The 18,895-nt window shown below is 35.5% G+C and carries 18 protein-coding genes and 1 pseudogene; 17 read left to right on the top strand and 2 right to left on the bottom strand.

All coding sequences use genetic code 11. The annotated features are described in order from the left end of the window. The first annotated feature begins 174 nt into the window (after nt 1-174). The 15 genes and pseudogenes from MP477_RS22720 (at nt 175) to MP477_RS01735 (ending at nt 15,971) form a co-directional block, all read left to right on the top strand. Entirely contained in the window at nt 175-1,368 is a 1,194-nt protein-coding gene (locus MP477_RS22720) for a DUF4280 domain-containing protein (protein ID WP_306552693.1), read from the top strand. Further along, the gene (locus MP477_RS01800) at nt 1,352-2,047 is read left to right on the top strand and encodes a hypothetical protein (protein WP_230035430.1); all 696 of its coding nucleotides are present in this window, start codon (nt 1,352-1,354) and stop codon (nt 2,045-2,047) included. Before MP477_RS22720 ends, MP477_RS01800 begins: the two co-directional genes overlap by 17 nt. A gap of 103 nt (nt 2,048-2,150) precedes the next feature. Further along, complete coding sequence (locus MP477_RS01795) at nt 2,151-4,466, top strand: DUF2235 domain-containing protein (RefSeq protein WP_257188921.1); 2,316 nt, start codon at nt 2,151-2,153, stop codon at nt 4,464-4,466. A gap of 145 nt (nt 4,467-4,611) precedes the next feature. Continuing rightward, a complete protein-coding gene (locus tag MP477_RS01790) occupies nt 4,612-5,592 on the top strand; it encodes a DUF2931 family protein (protein WP_257188920.1) in 981 nt (326 codons plus the stop codon). A gap of 75 nt (nt 5,593-5,667) precedes the next feature. Next, nucleotides 5,668-6,633 (top strand): annotated as a pseudogene (locus MP477_RS01785) (DUF2931 family protein); the annotation flags it as partial. A 664-nt stretch (nt 6,634-7,297) separates the two neighbouring features. Beyond that, nucleotides 7,298-7,999, top strand: a complete 702-nt coding sequence (locus MP477_RS01780; RefSeq protein ID WP_230035438.1) for a GIN domain-containing protein — start codon at nt 7,298-7,300, stop codon at nt 7,997-7,999. 182 nt (nt 8,000-8,181) lie between these two features. Further along, on the top strand, nt 8,182-9,897 hold the full coding sequence (locus MP477_RS01775) for a phospho-sugar mutase (protein WP_230035442.1): 1,716 nt from the start codon (nt 8,182-8,184) through the stop codon (nt 9,895-9,897). Between the two features lie 47 nt (nt 9,898-9,944). Continuing rightward, nucleotides 9,945-10,394 carry a hypothetical protein gene (locus MP477_RS01770; protein WP_257188919.1) on the top strand — a complete coding sequence of 150 codons (450 nt, stop codon included), beginning with the start codon at nt 9,945-9,947 and terminating at the stop codon, nt 10,392-10,394. Then, nucleotides 10,333-10,812, top strand: coding sequence for a hypothetical protein (locus tag MP477_RS01765; protein WP_257188918.1), 480 nt, complete (start codon nt 10,333-10,335; stop codon nt 10,810-10,812). Before MP477_RS01770 ends, MP477_RS01765 begins: the two co-directional genes overlap by 62 nt. Nucleotides 10,813-10,839: 27 nt before the next feature. After that, nucleotides 10,840-12,093 carry an aminotransferase class I/II-fold pyridoxal phosphate-dependent enzyme gene (locus tag MP477_RS01760; RefSeq protein WP_257188917.1) on the top strand — a complete coding sequence of 418 codons (1,254 nt, stop codon included), beginning with the start codon at nt 10,840-10,842 and terminating at the stop codon, nt 12,091-12,093. A 25-nt stretch (nt 12,094-12,118) separates the two neighbouring features. Beyond that, on the top strand, nt 12,119-12,475 hold the full coding sequence (locus MP477_RS01755; RefSeq protein ID WP_257188916.1) for a four helix bundle protein: 357 nt from the start codon (nt 12,119-12,121) through the stop codon (nt 12,473-12,475). A gap of 150 nt (nt 12,476-12,625) precedes the next feature. Beyond that, nucleotides 12,626-13,690, top strand: a complete 1,065-nt coding sequence (locus tag MP477_RS01750; RefSeq protein WP_257188915.1) for a phosphatase PAP2 family protein — start codon at nt 12,626-12,628, stop codon at nt 13,688-13,690. A gap of 137 nt (nt 13,691-13,827) precedes the next feature. Continuing rightward, on the top strand, nt 13,828-14,550 hold the full coding sequence (gene kdsB / locus MP477_RS01745) for a 3-deoxy-manno-octulosonate cytidylyltransferase (RefSeq protein ID WP_257188914.1): 723 nt from the start codon (nt 13,828-13,830) through the stop codon (nt 14,548-14,550). Nucleotides 14,551-14,696: 146 nt separating this feature from the next. Continuing rightward, nucleotides 14,697-15,359 carry a histidine kinase gene (locus MP477_RS01740; RefSeq protein WP_257188913.1) on the top strand — a complete coding sequence of 221 codons (663 nt, stop codon included), beginning with the start codon at nt 14,697-14,699 and terminating at the stop codon, nt 15,357-15,359. Between the two features lie 36 nt (nt 15,360-15,395). Next, nucleotides 15,396-15,971: a glutathione peroxidase gene (locus MP477_RS01735; RefSeq protein ID WP_230035457.1), complete on the top strand. Its 576-nt coding sequence runs from the start codon at nt 15,396-15,398 to the stop codon at nt 15,969-15,971. 155 nt (nt 15,972-16,126) lie between these two features. Here MP477_RS01735 and MP477_RS01730 read toward each other — a convergent pair whose 3' ends face one another. Then, nucleotides 16,127-16,786: an NAD(P)H-binding protein gene (locus MP477_RS01730; RefSeq protein ID WP_230035459.1), complete on the bottom strand. Its 660-nt coding sequence runs from the start codon at nt 16,784-16,786 to the stop codon at nt 16,127-16,129. A 155-nt stretch (nt 16,787-16,941) separates the two neighbouring features. On the opposite strand from MP477_RS01730, the gene MP477_RS01725 reads away from it, so the two are divergent. Then, nucleotides 16,942-17,298: an MmcQ/YjbR family DNA-binding protein gene (locus tag MP477_RS01725; RefSeq protein WP_230035461.1), complete on the top strand. Its 357-nt coding sequence runs from the start codon at nt 16,942-16,944 to the stop codon at nt 17,296-17,298. A 90-nt stretch (nt 17,299-17,388) separates the two neighbouring features. Next, entirely contained in the window at nt 17,389-17,892 is a 504-nt protein-coding gene (locus MP477_RS01720) for a YbaY family lipoprotein (RefSeq protein ID WP_230035463.1), read from the top strand. 48 nt (nt 17,893-17,940) lie between these two features. Here the strand turns inward: MP477_RS01720 and MP477_RS01715 are convergent, their stop codons facing one another. Next, on the bottom strand, nt 17,941-18,861 hold the full coding sequence (locus tag MP477_RS01715) for a bifunctional riboflavin kinase/FAD synthetase (RefSeq protein ID WP_257188912.1): 921 nt from the start codon (nt 18,859-18,861) through the stop codon (nt 17,941-17,943). Between the last annotated feature and the right edge of the window lie 34 nt (nt 18,862-18,895).

Genomic DNA, 18,895 nt, shown 5'->3' with positions numbered 1-18,895 from the left:
CATAAATCTGAATCAGCTGGCTGGTCAGACATTACTTTTACAGAAAATAATCCGTTTTTGAAAATGAATTCTTTGCAGTATAGTGAAAGAAATTAAGGTAGAAAAATCCCTCATAAAGCTAATATTTCCCTGCATTAAAGAGACAGCAGAACAAAAAACATTAAAACACAAAAAATGATGAGTGAAAAACATTTGGTTTGCCAGGGAGCAATCTGTAAGTGCCAGTTCGGAACAGCCCCGGATAAGCTTATGGTAAAAACCCAGAGTAAACGGTATATCAACGATAAAGACGGCAGTGATAAATTAATGGCCACCCACGTAGACATTGGAGCAACTTTTGAGAAAAATACTTTCGGAAGCTGTGCCAAAATGAATAATAATCCCTGCACCCCTTCTGTTACAAAATGGGATGGCTACTATGAAAATATCACAATAGAAGATAATGGCGGAAAAGCTCTCCTTGAGGACAGTAAAGCTACCTGCGCTGTAAGTGGAACTCCCAGCATAGAAATTATATTTCATGGACAAACTGCAGAACCCAATCAGCAAAATGTAGATAATGTACGACCGGAAGTGGCAGCGCAGCTGCTGCCTTTGGAAGAGGATAATACGGAATATATCTATTATACTAAAGAAGGGCTGTACCTGGGCGGATTAGAAAAGAGTACTAAAATATATTTAACTACTCAGAAGGAATATGATAAGGTGGAGGCAGATAAAAAATGGTCAGGAATTAATGTTGGAACCAATTTATTAAAAGAGAAAGAGACATTTATTTCAAATGAAAAGTTTGTAGAGAAAGCATCCACTATATATGGCGAAAGTTCAGCATACAGAGGTAATATTGGTATTGAAGATGAGCTTGCTTCAGAAATGCTTGCAATAGCCTCTGTGCATAAAATCAATAAGGTTGCTTATGGAATAAATAGTAAGCAGGCTGTTTTATTCAGAAATACAAAAATTGAAAAAAGAAATGAAACAAAAATGCAGCTGGCGGTGGCAGCAATCATCCGCTCATTGACAACAAATGAAGATCCCAGTAATGGGGCTACGATGTGGGATGGTGCAGAACAGGCTGCTTTTTCAGCAGATGATGATAGATATTCAACAGGAAAATTTGAAATTCATATGAATACAATGGGATGGATAATCTCAGATGAACATCATACCAAATGGCAAACGGGTGTAGAAAGATTAGGCGCTACCTTTAATGCCCCCAAGGAAAAATATACTCCGGGCAAAAATCCTAATAATAAATACGCTACTGAGGATACTATTGCTCTGGAATCAAGAGCAGTGTATTTAGGAACTATTTTTTGGAAAGAATTAAAAAACAGAAAAAAGAAACCTAATGAAAAAAAGAAATAGTCTGTATTTTTTTATCGTGTTCTTTTTTTACCTCGGCTGTAAATCTCAAAAACATGATTATAGAGTAATTCATTTAAGCAATAATGAGATCCTGTCAACGTATTATTTTCATCCTGATCACATTGAATATGCAAGAGTGTATGGTAGTTCTTTTAAGAATGATTCCATAATATTTAACCGTAATAAAGACGATTTGATTGTAAAAGAATTTAACTATGATGAAAAACAGAAAAAAAGAGTAGCTGGAGGAAGCATTAGATACATTAATTACTATACGAGTCTTTCAGATATTATTGTATCAGGAAATCTGTTATCAATGGATGAAGTTCCTGTAAGTAATTTTAATTTTACAAAGAAAGACTTGGAAATTGAAAGTATAATTAAAGAAAATTGCAAATCAACAAAAGAAGGATATAGTGGCTGTGATTTTATTTTCCCAAAAAATAATGGACTTCCCTATTTACCTGAAAGCTCAACAATAACATCAGCCAAAATAAAAAAAGGCAAAGACGGATTAGAAGAAATTGAAGTACAGGGGAAGTATGAGGATGCTGCTTTTAATTATAAAAGAAACTATTATTACGACAATAAAAAAATTAAAAAAATAATTACTTCTGTGAAAGATAATACCTCCGTGAATTCTTATGAAGATGCTTATTCTGTGAGGAATCAAAAATAATTGTATAGAATAGAGGTAAATGATGAACAAGTTCATTGTTTACGTATATTGTATTCAACAAGAAATAAATACAAAGATGAAAACTAATTAAAACTGGATTACTATGGTTATTACAGGAGACACACGTCCAATTGCCGGTACAGGCTGCTCCTATTCGCTATCTTCAGGAGGCAAGAAAATAAATGCAAAAGAGTGGAGAATAGAATATGGTGGCAAAGTGTTGGCAACAAATACCAACGGAGTTTTTAAGTTCAATATCAGCCTGGCTGGAAAAACTGTAAAGCTTACTGCGGTAGCTATACAAAATGGCAGGCCGAATGCCTATTCTATTGATCTTACCATTCTTGCAGACCGCCCTAAAATAGTATCTGTAGAATGGCAGGATTTTAATGGAAGAGCCATTGGAAAACGGAAAGTAGGTTATCTGGATAAAATAAAACTTAGCATAAAAACAGCCAATATTCCTAAAAGGGATACACTCAAAATTTCTGTTTATGAAGATGATTCTACCGGAGACCGCGCCATGGATACTTATACAAGCAGCGCCATAAACGAAAGGGGATATGCCTATTTATATTTTAACCAGCTGAGTTTATACCAGAAAAAGCTGAATGATTCTGATTGGGTAAACGAAAGTGAACATGAATACTATATAAAAATAGAATATAAAAACCATATAGACCAGGCGGAAGAGAAAACACAGCTGGTGGTAGAAAACGAACTGAAAACACATATTGATCAGCCAAAACCTACGAATAATCCTGTAGTGGTAGGTAAAAATGAAGTTAAAGTAAAAACTAAAAAAAGAGCTGTTAACTATACATTTGGAGTTTTTCTGGATGGTACATTGAATAATATGTACAATACGGAGCTAAGGCAAAAGGTAACGGAGGAAGAAGTAAAGAAAGCAGAAGCATCCGGAATAAGCGATATTGAAGCCAAAAAAATCTATAAGAAAAAAGGAGGAGCTGTGGATGATGATCCATCCAAAGGAGAGACCAGTTTCGAAAATGACCTTTCTAATCCTGCGATCATATTTAAGAACTATATTATAGATTCAAAAACCATTTTTAAAATTTATACTGAAGGGATGGGAACCAATACAGCTCCTAAACACTATGGAGATGTATTAGGTATAGGTGATTATAGAGGAGATGACCTGATGATGGGACCTGCTTTTGGAATGGGATCTGCCGGAATTATGGATCGGGTAAGAAAATCGATCGGAGACGTTGCCACAACAATCTTAAAGAATATTAATAAAAACAATCAGGTGATAGGGACTGTGACATTTGATGTTTTTGGCTTTAGCCGGGGAGCTGCGGCAGCCAGGCACTTTGTACATGTAGTGACACAGGGAAGCTACGGAGCACATACCACAGCCTGGAAGGAAGGCTTTATTGTTAAGGATAGGTTTGGATACACTGTAGCAGAGTCTTACGCCAATAGAATGATGCCTGCCTTTGGGTATCTGGGACAGCTGCTTTCTGAAGCGGGATTGATGGATGAGCAGGCAAAAATACAGATTCGGTTTGTAGGGATTTATGATACGGTACCCCATCATGGATTATTCCAGTCGAATGATTCCGGAGATCTTGGGCTGAATGATGTCAACAGGGCAGATTATGTAGTACATATGGTCGCGGCAGATGAGCACCGGGCTAATTTCAGCCTGGTAGATATTTCTTCTGTAGCCAAAACGCCACCTGATAGCGGTAAAAAAGGAGGAATTGAGCTGCATTATCCCGGAGTGCATTGCGATGTAGGGGGTGCTTATGTGGAAGGGTGGACAGATAATCCGAAGAGAATTGATGCTACTATTGTGAAGGACTCGCTATACCCCCTTTCTGAAGAACTCATCAGGAAGGGCTGGTTTCTGCCAGGGGAGCTCAGTATTAAGAAAGATCCTTTTTACAGGCTTAATGTTAACAATTACAGGCTGGAAGGGGAGAGAAAGCTCAGCAACCAGTACAGCTTTATTTCTCTGCATATTATGGCCGACTTTTGTGAAATGAAAAAGCTTCCTATTAACAAAACAACCTTATTAGAATTTAAAAACTTCAAAAACAATTGGATTCCCGGTAATACTGCATTTTTAGAAGGGATTAAAGAGAAGCTGAAAAATTATACCTTTAACGGAGGGCCTCCCTTAGTATTTATAGAGCCGGAAGCGTATAAAGAGCCTCCGGTTGTACATGCTACAGGCGACAGAAGAGCGGTTCTGGAATGGCAGCAGCGCCAGCTGGAAGGTCAAAAGCGTAATGATGCGGAAGCGGATAAAAAGAACAGGGAAATCAAGTTCCTGAGAAATCATTACCTTCATTGGAATGCTACTTATGGGCAGTCGGGATCTGATCTTGTTACCCAGAAAAATTATCCTAATATTGTAAATGGCAAACGAAAGCGGACGGTATATTAATGAATTTTCTTATTTCAGGAATGATCAGATAAGCCCAGGGTTAAGAAAAAAATGGAAGAAAATTAAATAAATGAAAATATATATGCTCTGTATGTTTTGCAGTATATTCCTACTGCAGGCATGCAAAAAAAATGATATGCTAAACATGAAAAACAGGCAACAAGAAAAGTTTTCTTATATGGTAACGATGACCGCCCCGAAGGAATATCCTGTGGAGGTACATATCGGAACATTAACGGATGATAAAAAGGAGCTGATCTGTGGAGTTCCTAAAGCAGGAGTTACGACAGGGAGCTGGCAGTATGATGGGGCTGAAGCGGGTCAGGGAGGCAGTACAATTCCATCCCATATAGATCTTACCTATGTAAGTTATGCAGAGAAAAAGTTTTGGCGGATAGATGCTGATTTACCCAAAGAGAAGATGCTTCAATTGTTTAGGGAAGGCTTTATGATACAGGGAAATCCGGATGGCAATGGTGACTTTCCTTGGGAAGAGAGTACTTATGATGGAATTACGATTGGGGCAGCTCCTGGTGGTGTTGTGATCGTGTGGCTGTCAGGGAACCATCACCGCAGAGAGATCTGTCGTTTGCAGGCTAAGGAAACAACTGTAGATGTTAATGACTTTTATGATAATCCACATAATAGGACTCAACAAGGTTTTTTTGATGAGTTATACAAAATCTCAATTTCTGACAGTATAAAAACTGAAATTGCAAAAAACGGAATTCCTTTTGGATTATGGGACAAATACAGAGAGAAGTACAATTACCGTTTCAGGCTTCATCCATATGATGGAAAAGATACTTTTGATCAGATTTACCGCCTGAATTATAATGGCGAATCAGAATATTTAATAGGGGCAAAAGCAGCCGAAGTTTATAAAAAAGATGCCATTCCTTACAATGTTACTTTTATGATGCAGAAATATAGTGCAGAAATTGGATTTGATGATACAGAGCTGATGAGAATATTTGAAAATTTCAAAGAAAAACATCCAGGTAAGCCTATAGATATTGTCTTGGTACCCACCTTTATGTATAAGGATATTAAGCTCTATGCGGAATGTGATGGTGAAAAGCTTCAGCTGGAAAAAGTGAAGATTGTTGAAATCTGGGGAGGATAAAGATACAATGAGAATACTACTTTTTATTTTTTTAGTGTATTAGCTTGGGAAAGCTGTGCAAAAAACAGCCAACAAGAAAAGTTTTCTTATAGGGTAACGATGACCGCACCGAAGGAATATCCTGTGGAGGTACATATCGGAACATTAACGGATGATAGGAAAGAATTAATATGTGGAGTTCCTAAAGCAGGAGTTGTAGATACCAAATGGGTATATGATGGGAAGAGTGGTGGTCAGGGAGGCAGTACAATTCCATCACATATGGATCTTACCTATGTAAGTTATGCAGAGAAAAAGTTTTGGCGGATAGATGCTGATTTACCCAAAGAGAAGATGCTTCAATTGTTTAGGGAAGGTTTCATGATACAGGGAAATCCGGATAGCAATGGTGACTTTCCTTGGGAAGAGAGTACTTATGATGGAATTACGATTGGGGCAGCTCCTGGTGGTGTTGTGATCGTGTGGCTGTCAGGGAACCATCACCGCAGAGAGGTCTGTCGTTTGCAGGCTAAGGAAATCACTGTAGATAAAAATAAGTTTAGACCCCATCCACAATATGATGAAACTCAGGAACAATTTTTTGATAAAAAATTTTCAATAAATGTCCCTGACAGTATAAAAACTACAATTGCAAAAAACGGAATTCCTTTTGGATTATGGGACAAATACAGAGAGAAGTACAATTACCGTTTCAGGCTTCATCCATATGATGGAAAAGATACTTTTGATCAGATTTACCGCCTGAATTATAATGGCGAATCAGAATATTTAATAGGGGCAAAAGCAGCCGAAGTTTATAAAAAAGATGCCATTCCTTACAATGTTACTTTTATGATGCAGAAATATAGTGCAGAAATTGGATTTGATGATACAGAGCTGATGACAATATTTGAAAATTTCAAAGAAAAACACCCAGGTAAGCCTATAGATATTGTATTGGTACCCACCTTTATGTATAAGGATATTAAGCTTTATGCGGAATGTGATGGTGAAAAGATTCAGCTGGAAAAAGTGAAGATCGTTGAAATCTGGGGAGACTAAGTATAATCTGAATATAAAACAAAACAATACCTTAGAAATTTTCTGAGGTATTTTTATTTTTGCAGAAATTAATAATCACATGACAAAGTTGAGACTTCTTTCCGTTTTCTTTCTCCTATTTTCCTGTTCGTCTAACCAACTCATTGGTTCATGGTAATTTGCTGATGTATATGATGGCGAAAAACAACAGATAAGTACATTGATTCAAAAAGGGAAAATTTCCCAATACAAAACAGCGGTTCTTACTTTTCACAAAGACAGGTCTTTTTCTTCAATGGATGATAGCGGAATCTATCAAAAGGAGAATAATATATTGAAAATGAAATATAATGACTTAAAAGATACAGTGCAGATGAAGATTACTTATATAAGCCGTGATTATCTGCTTTTGTTCTCAATGACTAAAAATCCTAAAACCTGGTTTTATAAAAACTGAATACAAAAAGGTATAAAGAATAGGTTGGCTCCAAAAAAGTCGGAAAAATTGAAAATTATCAGGTATTTTATTGTCAAATGACAAAGTTTTTTAAAAATTTTAATCCTATTTTTGTTACATAATATTATTGCGAGTTCCTGAACCGGTATGAAATAACCTCAGGAAATTCAGTAAGAATGATCGTGCCTGATCATTACCATTAATATATAGAATATTTTAAAAATAAATATGAAGAAAGTATTGTACACATTGATGCTGGTAGCAGTGGTTTCCTGTGGGAAAGTTTCTCCAAAAGGAAATATTGAGAAGAAAGATGTGGAAGTTTCAGAATTTGTAAATCTGGATTTGGAAGGAAAATTCAGGGTGTTTTATGCCAGAGGCCCGAAAAATTTTGTGGAAATAGAAACCTATCCCAATGTGGCCAATAATCTTGATGTGGATGTAAACGACAAAACACTTAGTATCAAAGAGAAAAGAGGAACAAAAGGCGTAGATTTTTATAATGTAACCATTTATTCAAAATATAATCTTGAAAAAGTAGCTGTTTCCGACTCTGTAGAAATGAATATTTCAAGTGAAATAAAAACGGATAATTTCAGACTTAGCATGAAAAACAATGCTTCCTTTATGGGATCTGTTAATACAAGAAGGGCTGAAGTGGAAATGCATAACAGAAGCAGAGCCAACTTTTTAGGATTAACCAAAGAAGCAGTGATTAAGATTTCAGATACAGCAAGTTTAATTGCCCCTTACTGGAAAATTACCAATCTGAATATTGATTCTAAAAATGGAAATTATGCTGAAGTAAATGTAAAAGATTCTTTAAAAGGACATGTGCAGAATACAGCAAAATTGGTCTATTACAATGATCCGATCAGAGCTTTTAAAATTGATAAGACAACGAAAGTTGAGAATAAAAAATTAGAGTAATTGTAGCTGGAGGGCAGAAGCTGAAAGATGGGAGTAATGATGTTTTTTTTAACTTCTTGTTTTCCGAATTGAAAATTTTTCCTTCAGACATAAAAAATAAAATAAATAAAAACAAAGCCAGAATTTTGAAGCGAGGCACAATATAACTTCCTACTTCTAGCTTAAAAAAATTAGACATAAATATGACAACAGTAGAAAAAGCACAACTTTGGTTAAATGATACGTTCGACAAAGAAACAAGAGATGCGGTACAATTACTGATTGAAGGCAATTCGCCTGATCTTGAAGATTCTTTTTACAGAGAGCTGGAATTTGGAACAGGAGGGATGCGTGGCATCATGGGAGTAGGAACCAACCGCTTAAATAAATATACATTGGGACAGGCTACACAAGGGCTTGCCAACTATATGCTGAAGCAGTTCAAGGGAGAGGAAATTAAAGTGGCGATTGCTTATGATGTTCGTCACAATTCAAAAGAGTTCGGAAAACTGGTTGCTGATGTTTTGACTGCCAATGGAATTAAAGTCCTGCTTTTTAAAGACCACAGGCCTACTCCAGAATTATCTTTTACTGTTCGTGATAAAAAATGTAATGGGGGAATTGTGTTGACAGCATCTCATAACCCACCAGAATATAATGGGTATAAAGTATACTGGAATGACGGAGCACAGATTGTTCCGCCACATGACGAAGCTATTATCAATGAAGTATACTCTGTAAAATTTGAAGAGATTAAATTCAACGGAAATGATGATCTGATCGAATGGATCGGAGAGGAGCAGGATGATGTGTATATTGATGCATGTATTGAAAACTCTACCTATCAGAACGTGGGAAAAGAAAATTTAAATATTGTTTTCACTTCTATCCACGGAACAACTTATACAACGGTTCCTAAAGCTTTGGAAAAAGCAGGATTTAAAAAAATAGATCTTGTTAAAGAGCAGATGATCCCAAGCCCCAATTTCCCAACAGTGGATTCTCCAAACCCGGAAGAGCCGGCTGCGTTGGAAATGGCGATGGATCTGGCAAGAATTACCAATGCCGATATTGTGATTGGAACAGACCCTGATGGTGACAGACTTGGAATTGCCGTTAGAAACCTTGACGGTGAAATGCAGTTACTGAACGGAAATCAAACGAATACGATCCTTACTTACTATATCTTAAATGAATGGAGAAAACAGGGAAGAATTACCGGAAAAGAGTTCATTGGATCTACCATTGTGACTTCAGATATCTTCTTTGACATCGCTCAGAAGTTTGGTGTAGAATGCAAAGCAGGCCTTACAGGATTCAAATGGATTGGAAAAATGATCCGTGAAGCTGAAGGAATACAAAAATTTGTATGCGGAGGGGAAGAAAGCTTTGGCTTTATGACGGGAGACTTTGTACGTGATAAAGACTCTTGCGGAAGTATCCTTGTGGCTTGTGAAATTGCTGCATGGTGTAAAGCGAATGGAAAAACAATGTACCAATATATGATTGAGATCTATCAGGATCTTGGAATGTACTATGAAGGGTTGGTAAACATTGTAAGAAAGGGAAAAGAAGGAGCTGAAGAGATTCAGAATATGATGAAAAACTTCCGTGAAAATCCTCCAAAAGAATTGGCAGGTTCATTAGTGGAAGAGGTAAAAGACTTTAAGGAGCAGACCAGTTTTAATGTTTTAAAGAACGAAAAAACGGTTATGAATGATATTCCGAAGTCTAATGTACTGATCTATTACACACAGGATGGAACAAAAGTCTGCGTAAGACCTTCAGGTACAGAACCAAAGATCAAGTTTTATGTTTCAGTAAAAGATTCTGTTACTTCTGAAGCAGATTTCAGAGACAAATTAACATCATTAGAAGCCAAAATTGGAGCTGTTAAAACAGATTTAAAACTGGATTAATATCCCATTGACAGCAAATGATAAGAAAAATTATAGCAGTTTGCTTAGTGTCGGCAGCTGTAGTTTCCTGTAAAAAAGAGACTGCAGTTTCTGACATAAAGCCGGTAAACGATTCAATTGCAAAAAAAGAAACCCCGGAAGATCAGTATAAACCAATTGATACAGCATGTTCTTCAGAAAATAAGACTGAGGATTATATTACAGCTTTGCAATGGTATCGTACTAAAATAGACAAAGAAATTGCAGGAAACAGTCCGGAGCAGAACAATAAAGTGTATGAAGATTATGTGAAAATCAGAGACAAATACACGGAATGTTTTAATGATTCTCAAACTGAGATACTCGACAAGTATATTGATTATCATACAGGACCGGATACCTATAATCTGCCGGATAATATAAAGAAAATGGCTGCCGAATTTAGTAAGGTAGGCCTTGAATTTAGGGAAATGGGAGAAGGACTTACGGAAATTCATTCATTGCCCCGGATATTATGAGTCTGTTTTCAAGAATAAGGTAACACCTGATTATGCCGCCTACATCTCACAGATAGCAAAAGATAATAAGGGAAATTATGCCGTGAACGGTGGACTTTTGATTACCTGGGAAGAATTGGGAGGCCGATTGATCGAGTGGGAGAATTTTATAAATAAATATTCCGAAAGCCCACTGATAAAGAAAGCAAAAGATAATTATCACAACTACTTGCTGGATTATCTTCTGGGAATGGACAGTGACCGGATATATGATAGCGAGGAAGGAAAGATTTATGATGATAAAAGAGAAGCATATAATGCACTTATCAAAAAATATCCAAATTCCAATACCGCAAAAAAAACTAAAGAACTAATAGCCGCTTTTGATGCCCATATACCTGTGGATCAAATAGGAGAGAAAATTAATCTGAGAAGATAATATTAGTAAATTTTAAATAAATATAAAGTGAAAGTTTCAAAATTAGCAGCGAACCTGATCGGTTCTGAAATTGTAAAAATTGGTAACGAAGTAAATGATCTAAAAGCAAAGGGAGCAGAAATTGCCAATCTTACTATTGGTGACCTGAATTCTAATATCTATCCTATTCCAGCATTGCTGAAGGAAGAAATTCAGAAAGCCTATCAGAATAATCTGACAAATTATCCACCTGCAAACGGACTTTTATCTTTAAGAAAAGAAGTATCCAAAGATTTAAAAACAAGATGGAATCTGGATTATGCACCCAATGATATTTTGATCACAGCAGGTTCAAGACCTTTGATCTATGCTGTTTACAAAACCATTGTAGATGAAGGTGATAAAATTGTATATCCAACTCCATCATGGAACAACAACCATTACGCATACCTTACTTCAGCCAATGCTGTGGAAGTAAAAACAAAACCTGAGACCAATTTCCTGCCTACTGCAGAGGATTTAAAACCTCATTTGGATGGAGCCGTTTTACTGGCACTTTGCTCGCCATTAAACCCTACAGGAACGATGTTTACAAAAGAGCAGCTTTCAGAAATCTGTGAATTGGTGATTGCTGAAAACAAAAAGAGAGGAGCCGATGAAAAACCGTTATACCTGATGTATGACCAAATTTATTCTAACCTTACTTTTGGAGCTGAGCACGTAGATCCGGTTTCTCTTTTCCCGGAATTGAAAGAATATACAATCTATATTGATGGTATCTCCAAATGTCTGGCTGCAACAGGAGTACGTGTGGGATGGGGATTCGGACCAGCTCATATTATTGATAAAATGAAAGCGCTTCTTACGCACGTGGGAGCCTGGGCACCAAAACCAGAACAGGAAGCGACCGCTAAATTCTATGAAAACCCGGAAAATGTAAATGTTTTTGTGGAAGATTTCAAAGGGAAGCTTGAAAACAGCTTAAAAGTTCTTCATGGAGGAATCCAGGATTTAAAAGGAAAAGGGCTGGCTGTAGACAGTATTGAGCCGATGGGAGCACTTTATCTTACCATTAAATTAGACTATATCGGAAAAACAAAACCGGATGGAGGAGTTATTGAAAACTCTTCTGACCTTGTATTCTACTTAATCAATGATGCTGGAGTTGCTTTGGTGCCATTCTCAGCCTTCGGAGAAGAAAAATCTGAACCTTGGTTCCGTGCTTCTGTAGGAGGACTTGCCATTGATGAAATTAAAGTGATGCTTCCGAAACTGGAGGCTGCTTTGAATGCTTTAAAATAAGTTTTTAAGTTATGAGTTATGAGTTATGAGTGAAAGTATTGTTGGGAAAAAGAGCTTTGATCTGGCTGTAAATATTATTACAGTTTATAAAAAGCTTGTTGCGGATAAAAAAGAATTTGTTCTTTCTAAACAAATATTACGCTCAGGAACTTCTGTCGGAGCAAATGTCAGAGAGGCCTTGAATGGTCAGAGTAAAAGAGATTTTGTTCACAAACTCTCCATTTCTCAAAAGGAATGTGATGAAACAATATATTGGTTGGAACTTTTATTTGCTACAGAATATATTTCTAAAAATGAATTTGAAGATTTAAGAAATCAGGCTTCAGAAATTTTAAAAATAATACGAAGCATTATATTGACAACAAAAAGTAATAATTTATAACTCCACATTCATAACTCGCAACTCATAACTCATAACTCAAAAAAATAATTCCGTATGTCTTCTGGATGTATGGAATTATTTTTTTGATTCAATACATGAACTAATAACGATTATTATTTTTATGCAAAAAAATTAAATAAATATTAAAAATTGAATAAACATGTTGAATGGAATGAACTTGGAATTACCTTTGAGGGGCTTTATAAGAATAAAATAGGCCTGAAAAAAACAAGGATGAAAAAACTAAGATTTCTGCTATTACCAGCGTCAATATGGGTGTGCTCACAAGAGGTTGATACTTTAAAAATTCAGGAATTACCTGAAGAACAGCTAAAAGTTCAAACGTATACTTTAAAAGACGGTTCTGTCAGAACCTATCCAAAGCCTAAACTGCTGGATTTTGTAACCAAATTACCCCGAAACTTTATCAATACCAATAAAGACTTTGTCGCAAAAGATCATGCCTATTATTTAGGGGGAGCACTTGCAGCAACCCTGATTCTGATACCTGTGGATCAGAAATTAACGGATAATTCGAGAGAAATTGCCGGGAAATGGGGGATGAGTGAAGATAATACCTACAGCAAAGTAGGGGGTGTTTTTAAAATTCCTAAAGATATTGGATCTACCTTATACCTGATAGGAAATGGGTCTACGGTAGTATTAGCCGGGATTGGTTTTGGAGTCTATGGTGTAATCAAAAATGATTATCGGGCTCAGGCTACGGCAAGCGGGTTAATGGAAAGTTTAATCCTCTCAGGAGTGTTTACCCAAACAATCAAAAGAGTTACCGGAAGAGAAAGCCCATTTATAGCAGAAGCAAATGGCAATAAAGGAGGTGCCTGGAATCCATTTCCAAGCTTTTCAGCATTTGGAAAAAATACTTCAAGCTATGATGCAATGCCATCCGGGCATTTAACGACATTTATGGCCGGGTTAACGGTTATTGCGGACAATTATCCCGATGCAAAATGGATAAAGCCTGTAGGTTATACATTAGCAGGAGCATTATGTTTTCAAATGATGCAGAGTAAGGTTCACTGGGCTTCAGACTATCCTTTAGCCTTATTGATGGGGTATTTCATAGGAAAAACGATTTCAAGAAGCAGGTTCACTGTTTCAGACCCTCATGCTAAACAGACCAGATATAAACTCGATTTTCTTGCATCCCGCCAATGGGAATATAATATGGTAGGAGTGAAAGTTTCTTTTTGATTCAATAAAGCTGAGTTATTGAATAAAAATAGTGTCATAAGAAAGTTTTTTATTATTTTTGATCAGAATATAAACTAGTATTCATCCTCCTTGAGACAGGAGATATTAACTTCTTAATAATACTAATTGTTTACTTAATGAAAATAATCGCTGTCATTCCTGCCCGATATGAAGCAAGCCGCTTTCCGGGAAAATTAATGCAGAATTTAGGAGAGAAAACCGTTATTACAACAACCTATCAGAATGTTGTGGAGACAGGTCTGTTTGATGAGGTATTTGTTGCTACGGATTCTGAAACTATCCTTGATGAAATTGTAACAAATGGAGGAAAAGCTGTGATGACAGGGCCACATGAGACAGGGAGTGACCGTATTGCAGAAGCAGTACAGACTATTGATTGCGATATTGTAATCAATGTCCAGGGTGATGAACCTTTCCTAAAACTGGAACCTTTACAGCAATTGATCGAGGTCTTTAAAAATGATAATCAACATGAAATCTCATTAGCATCCTTAAAAATAAAATTACTTGAAAAAGAGGAAATTGAAAATCCCAATAATGTAAAAGTAATTACTGATAATAAGGGTTTTGCTTTGTATTTCAGCCGCTCTGTAATTCCTTTTCACAGAGAAATTTCTTATCACGTAGATTATTTTAAACATATCGGAGTGTATGCATTTCGGAAAGAAGCGTTGCTGCAGTTTTCAAAACTGGAGATGAAGCCTCTTGAAATATCAGAAAAAATTGAATGTATCCGTTATCTTGAATACGGAATGAAGATCAAGATGATAGAAACCAACTTCATTGGAGTAGGCATTGATACTCCTGAAGATCTGGAAAAAGCGAGAAAATTAATTTAAAATTTGAGAATCGAGCCATTTGAAAATGAATAAACAAAACCGGTAGGTTAGTGAATTACCACTGAGCTGATTCACTTTCTCTGCTTTATTAGGCTTCTTGTTTTTTCGGCCAAATCCCCTTATATTTGAATTTATAAATAAAATTAATGAAGAAATTACTTTTTGTATTTGCCCTGATATTCTCGCATTTTTCTTTTGCACAGACCGCAAAAGAAATTATAGATAAAAACATTGAATTGTCCGGAGGATTAACCAATTGGAAACTTTTAAACTCAGTGTTGCTTCAGGGAAAAGTAGTTTTGGGAATTAAAGATGAATATGCGATAAAAATTTATCAACAACGCCCAAACCTTACCAAAACAGTGATTACCATTAATGGAAAAGATACTGCCATTGAAGGGTTTGACGGAAATAAAGGTTATGCAATGAACTATGCTACCAATAAACTTCAGGAATATCCTGAATATGTTTCTGAAAGTTTTGATAATGATTTCATTGATTGGGAAAGCAAAGGTTTCGATGCTAAATACCTGGGGAAAGAAAAAGTAGGAGAGATCTACTGTCATAAAGTTGAGCTTACAAAGAATGTCAATAAGAATATGTACTATTTTGATGCAAAAACTTATATGCTTTTAAAAGAAGTAAAGAAAGATGAAACAATGGTATATTCCGATTATAAAAAAGTAGGAAACCTTACAATGCCATTCAGAATAGAATCTTCAAGTTCTAAAAAAGACGGAGATTATGTGATGTTACTTAATAAAATTGATATCAACAAAGTCTTTCCTGCCAATATTTTTAAGTTTTAAATTAACGCAGTTTAGCTGCAAAAAAATCTATAAAAAATGAAAAATATTTTTTTACTAATGCTTTCTTTTATAGCATTTCTGCAAAGCTGCACGAATCAAAAAAGCGAACTGTCTCAAGCTAAAACCAAAGAACTTATGGGAAAAACAATATATGACTTCAAAGTAGAAAGCCTTGATGGCAAAGAAATCAACTTTGCAGATTTTAAAGGCAAGAAAATCCTTATTGTCAATACAGCCTCAGAATGTGGCTTTACTCCACAGTATGCAGATCTGGAAAAAGTATATGAGCAGTACAAAGATAAATTGGTAATAGTAGGTTTTCCTGCCAATAATTTTGGAGGTCAGGAGCCGGGTACTAATACGGAAATAGGAGCTTTCTGTCAGAAAAATTATGGAGTAACTTTCCCATTGGCAGCAAAAGTTTCCGTAAAAGGAGATGATACAGCGCCTATCTTTAAATATTTAACAGAGAAAGAATTAAACGGAGTGAAAAATACAAGCATTCTTTGGAACTTTACAAAATTCTTAGTTGATGAAAATGGAAAGTTGATAGACACTTTTGTAAGTACTACAAAACCTACGGATGATGCTATTACAAAGTATCTGAAATAAAAAAAAATAAATTGTATATTGAAAAAAGTGGATGTTGGGATCCACTTTTTTATTTATTAATAATAAGCTAACAGATCCTGCAAACTTGTGATGGTGTATGGCAAATTTTTTTAATGGATGTTTTAAAATAAACCTTACCTCTCAGTTATCAACCGCTAACTTTCTACCACCTTTTCTGCAAAGCAGAAAATATTCCCAAGCTTTATGCTGGAGTAGCCGTTGCTTTTTATTTTGGAAGAATTAATCATTGCTTTTGCTAAAATATTTGTAGGTAAGGGCTTCTGGCTTTCCAATAATCCAAGTTTATTCGCGAACTTGATAATACGGCTTCCTAAAACTTCTCCCGTTCTTTCAGAATCTTTTCTTTCAAGCATACCGGGTTTAAAAATAGTTATTTTATTGAAATGCAGTTGTTTTACAGCTTCTTCAAGCTCACCTTTCATTTTGGAATAGAAAATTTTAGATGTTGGACTGGCACCATAAGCAGAAACCAGAATATAATCTTCCACTTCATTTGCTTTAGCTATTTTTGCAAAATTATACTGATAATCAAAATCAACTTTCTTCTGCGCTTCCTTGCTTCCGGCATCTTTTAAAGTAGTTCCCAGACAGGAAAATGCTACATCACCTTTTACCATATCCTGCCACTCTTCAGGCTTTTCAAAGTTAACAACATGAACTTTTAGCCGCTCATTCTGAATATCAACAGGTTTTCTTACAAAAATATCTACTTCCTCAAAATCTTTATCATTAAGTAACTGATTGACTAAATCCTTTCCTGTAGCGCCTGTAGCACCGATTACTAAAGCTTTCATAACAATGGGGTTTGATGTAGTGATATTTTCTTTCTTAAATTTACTAAATTTGAATTAAAGATTAAAAGATTAAAAGATTAAAAGATTAAAAGATTAAAAGATTAAAAGATTAAAAGATCTTTGCTAGACATCGACATCCAATACTTATAACTCCCATGAATGCCAACGAAATTTTAGATTATTGCCTTGCTAAAAAAGCTGTTACGGAAAGCTTTCCATTTGATAACGAAACCCTTGTGCTAAAAGTAGATACTAAAATGTTTCTGCTGATGGGCCTCGAAAGACAGCCGTTGTCCATTAATGTAAAAACAGATCCTGAATGGAGTGCAGAGCTTCGTGAGCAATATCCTCAGATTACAGGGGCTTATCATATGAATAAAACTCACTGGAATTCTGTTTTAGTAGATGGATTAAAGAGAGATCTTATACTGAAACTGATCGATCAGTCTTATGAACTGGTATTTAAATCTTTAACAAAGAAGGCTCAGAATGTAATTAATGAGTCTTTATGAGATGAAAAATAGGGTGTTTTATGCGCTTTTAAGGCATGCGTTTTGTTGCCTGTTTCCTATAGTTAAAAATAATTCACAAAATAAATTTAAATGAGAAAAAATCTTACATTACTAATGACTGCAGGAGTATTATCCGTTACACTATTCAGTTGTAATAAGAGTGATAAAAAACCTCTTTCTGAGAATACTGAGGCAAAATCTGAAGAATCAAATCCATCTGATAATCAGGAAAATTTAAAACTAGAATTTACAGGTACGGATAATTTTACTATTAAAAACCCAAAATTGAAGGTGAGTTTATATGGTCATGATCCGCTGTTAGCTGATGCTCCGGCTACATTAATTACAGAAAAAGAATATGAGCAAACATCAGTTCCTTTTACGATTGATCTGCCCGTACCTAAAGATGCTGCAAGCCGCATTGATCCCAAAGCTGCAGGAAGTATGAAATATTATGTCTCAATAGAATGGGATTCTGACGGAAACGGTAAAGCAGGTGAAAAAAGAGACATCTATATAGACCATGATAAAGAATTCCCTAATGTAAAATTGAATGGTGAACTACAAAAGGTCTATTTAAAAATACTAAAATAAAATCTATTGACGAGCTGTTTCACACATTATGTATGAAACAGTTTTTATTTAAAAATTAAATTCTTCTGTTAATCTTTTATCCTCATCCAGTCTTTCAATCAGTTTTTCCAGTCCTTCAAACTTGATCTCATCATGAAGGAAATCTCTGAATCTGACGGTAATTTTCTCATCATAAATATCATCATCAAAATTGAGAATGTATACTTCAACGGTTAGTTTGTCTCCGTTTACTGTAGGATTGGTTCCAATGCTCAACATCCCTTTATATTGATTTCCTTTTACTTCAACTTCAACAATATAAGCTCCTTTTTTAGGTAATAGCTTAATTGATTCTGTATCGATATTGGCTGTTGGATAACCAATGGTTCTTCCGATCTTTTTCCCATGAACTACAGTTCCGGAAACAGAGTAGGAGTATCCCAGCATTTCATTGGCTTCTTTAATATTTCCGGTTAAAAGAGCATTACGTACTTTCGTTGAACTGATATTATTTTCGTGAATATTGATCGCTTCCATTTGCTCAACCTCAAAATCCAGTTCTTTAGATAGTTTTTGAAGCAATTCAAAATTTCCGCTTTTATTTTTCCCGAAAGAATGGTCATATCCTATAATCAGGTACTTTACATTGAGCTTATCAATTAAAATCTGACGCACAAACTCTTCACCTGTTAGGTTTCTGAACTCTTCATCAAATTCTTTCAGAAATAAATGGGCAATACCATATTTTTCAATAAGCTGCTTCTTTTCTTCCAAAGTATTCAGAAGTTTTAAATCTTCATTGGGGTTAAAAATAAACCTGGGATGTGGCCAAAAAGTAAGAATTGCTGTCTCCAGATTGTTTTCTGTACCTATTGTTATCAACTCATCAATAATGCTTTTATGCCCAAGATGTACCCCGTCAAACATACCTAAAGACAATGCTAAAGGCTTTTGAGAAGAATAATCTGTAAAATTTTTGAAAACTTTCAAAACGGAAAAAATTTTGACTGCAAATATAGAAATA

The sequence above is a fragment of the Chryseobacterium sp. WG23 genome (assembly GCF_024586575.1).
Lineage (GTDB): Bacteria > Bacteroidota > Bacteroidia > Flavobacteriales > Weeksellaceae > Chryseobacterium.
The sequence above is the reverse complement of the archived record's forward strand: the minus strand, read 5'-3'. Positions and strand labels throughout refer to the sequence as shown.

Coding starts and splice junctions, on each gene's coding strand:
- MP477_RS22720 (WP_306552693.1), top strand. CDS start 175: ATGATGAGTGAAAAACATTTGGTTTGCCAGGGAGCAATCTGTAAGTGC.
- MP477_RS01800 (WP_230035430.1), top strand. CDS start 1,352: ATGAAAAAAAGAAATAGTCTGTATTTTTTTATCGTGTTCTTTTTTTAC.
- MP477_RS01795 (WP_257188921.1), top strand. CDS start 2,151: ATGGTTATTACAGGAGACACACGTCCAATTGCCGGTACAGGCTGCTCC.
- MP477_RS01790 (WP_257188920.1), top strand. CDS start 4,612: ATGAAAAACAGGCAACAAGAAAAGTTTTCTTATATGGTAACGATGACC.
- MP477_RS01780 (WP_230035438.1), top strand. CDS start 7,298: ATGAAGAAAGTATTGTACACATTGATGCTGGTAGCAGTGGTTTCCTGT.
- MP477_RS01775 (WP_230035442.1), top strand. CDS start 8,182: ATGACAACAGTAGAAAAAGCACAACTTTGGTTAAATGATACGTTCGAC.
- MP477_RS01755 (WP_257188916.1), top strand. CDS start 12,119: ATGAGTGAAAGTATTGTTGGGAAAAAGAGCTTTGATCTGGCTGTAAAT.
- kdsB (WP_257188914.1), top strand. CDS start 13,828: ATGAAAATAATCGCTGTCATTCCTGCCCGATATGAAGCAAGCCGCTTT.
- MP477_RS01740 (WP_257188913.1), top strand. CDS start 14,697: ATGAAGAAATTACTTTTTGTATTTGCCCTGATATTCTCGCATTTTTCT.
- MP477_RS01735 (WP_230035457.1), top strand. CDS start 15,396: ATGAAAAATATTTTTTTACTAATGCTTTCTTTTATAGCATTTCTGCAA.
- MP477_RS01730 (WP_230035459.1), bottom strand. CDS start 16,786: ATGAAAGCTTTAGTAATCGGTGCTACAGGCGCTACAGGAAAGGATTTA.
- MP477_RS01725 (WP_230035461.1), top strand. CDS start 16,942: ATGAATGCCAACGAAATTTTAGATTATTGCCTTGCTAAAAAAGCTGTT.
- MP477_RS01720 (WP_230035463.1), top strand. CDS start 17,389: ATGAGAAAAAATCTTACATTACTAATGACTGCAGGAGTATTATCCGTT.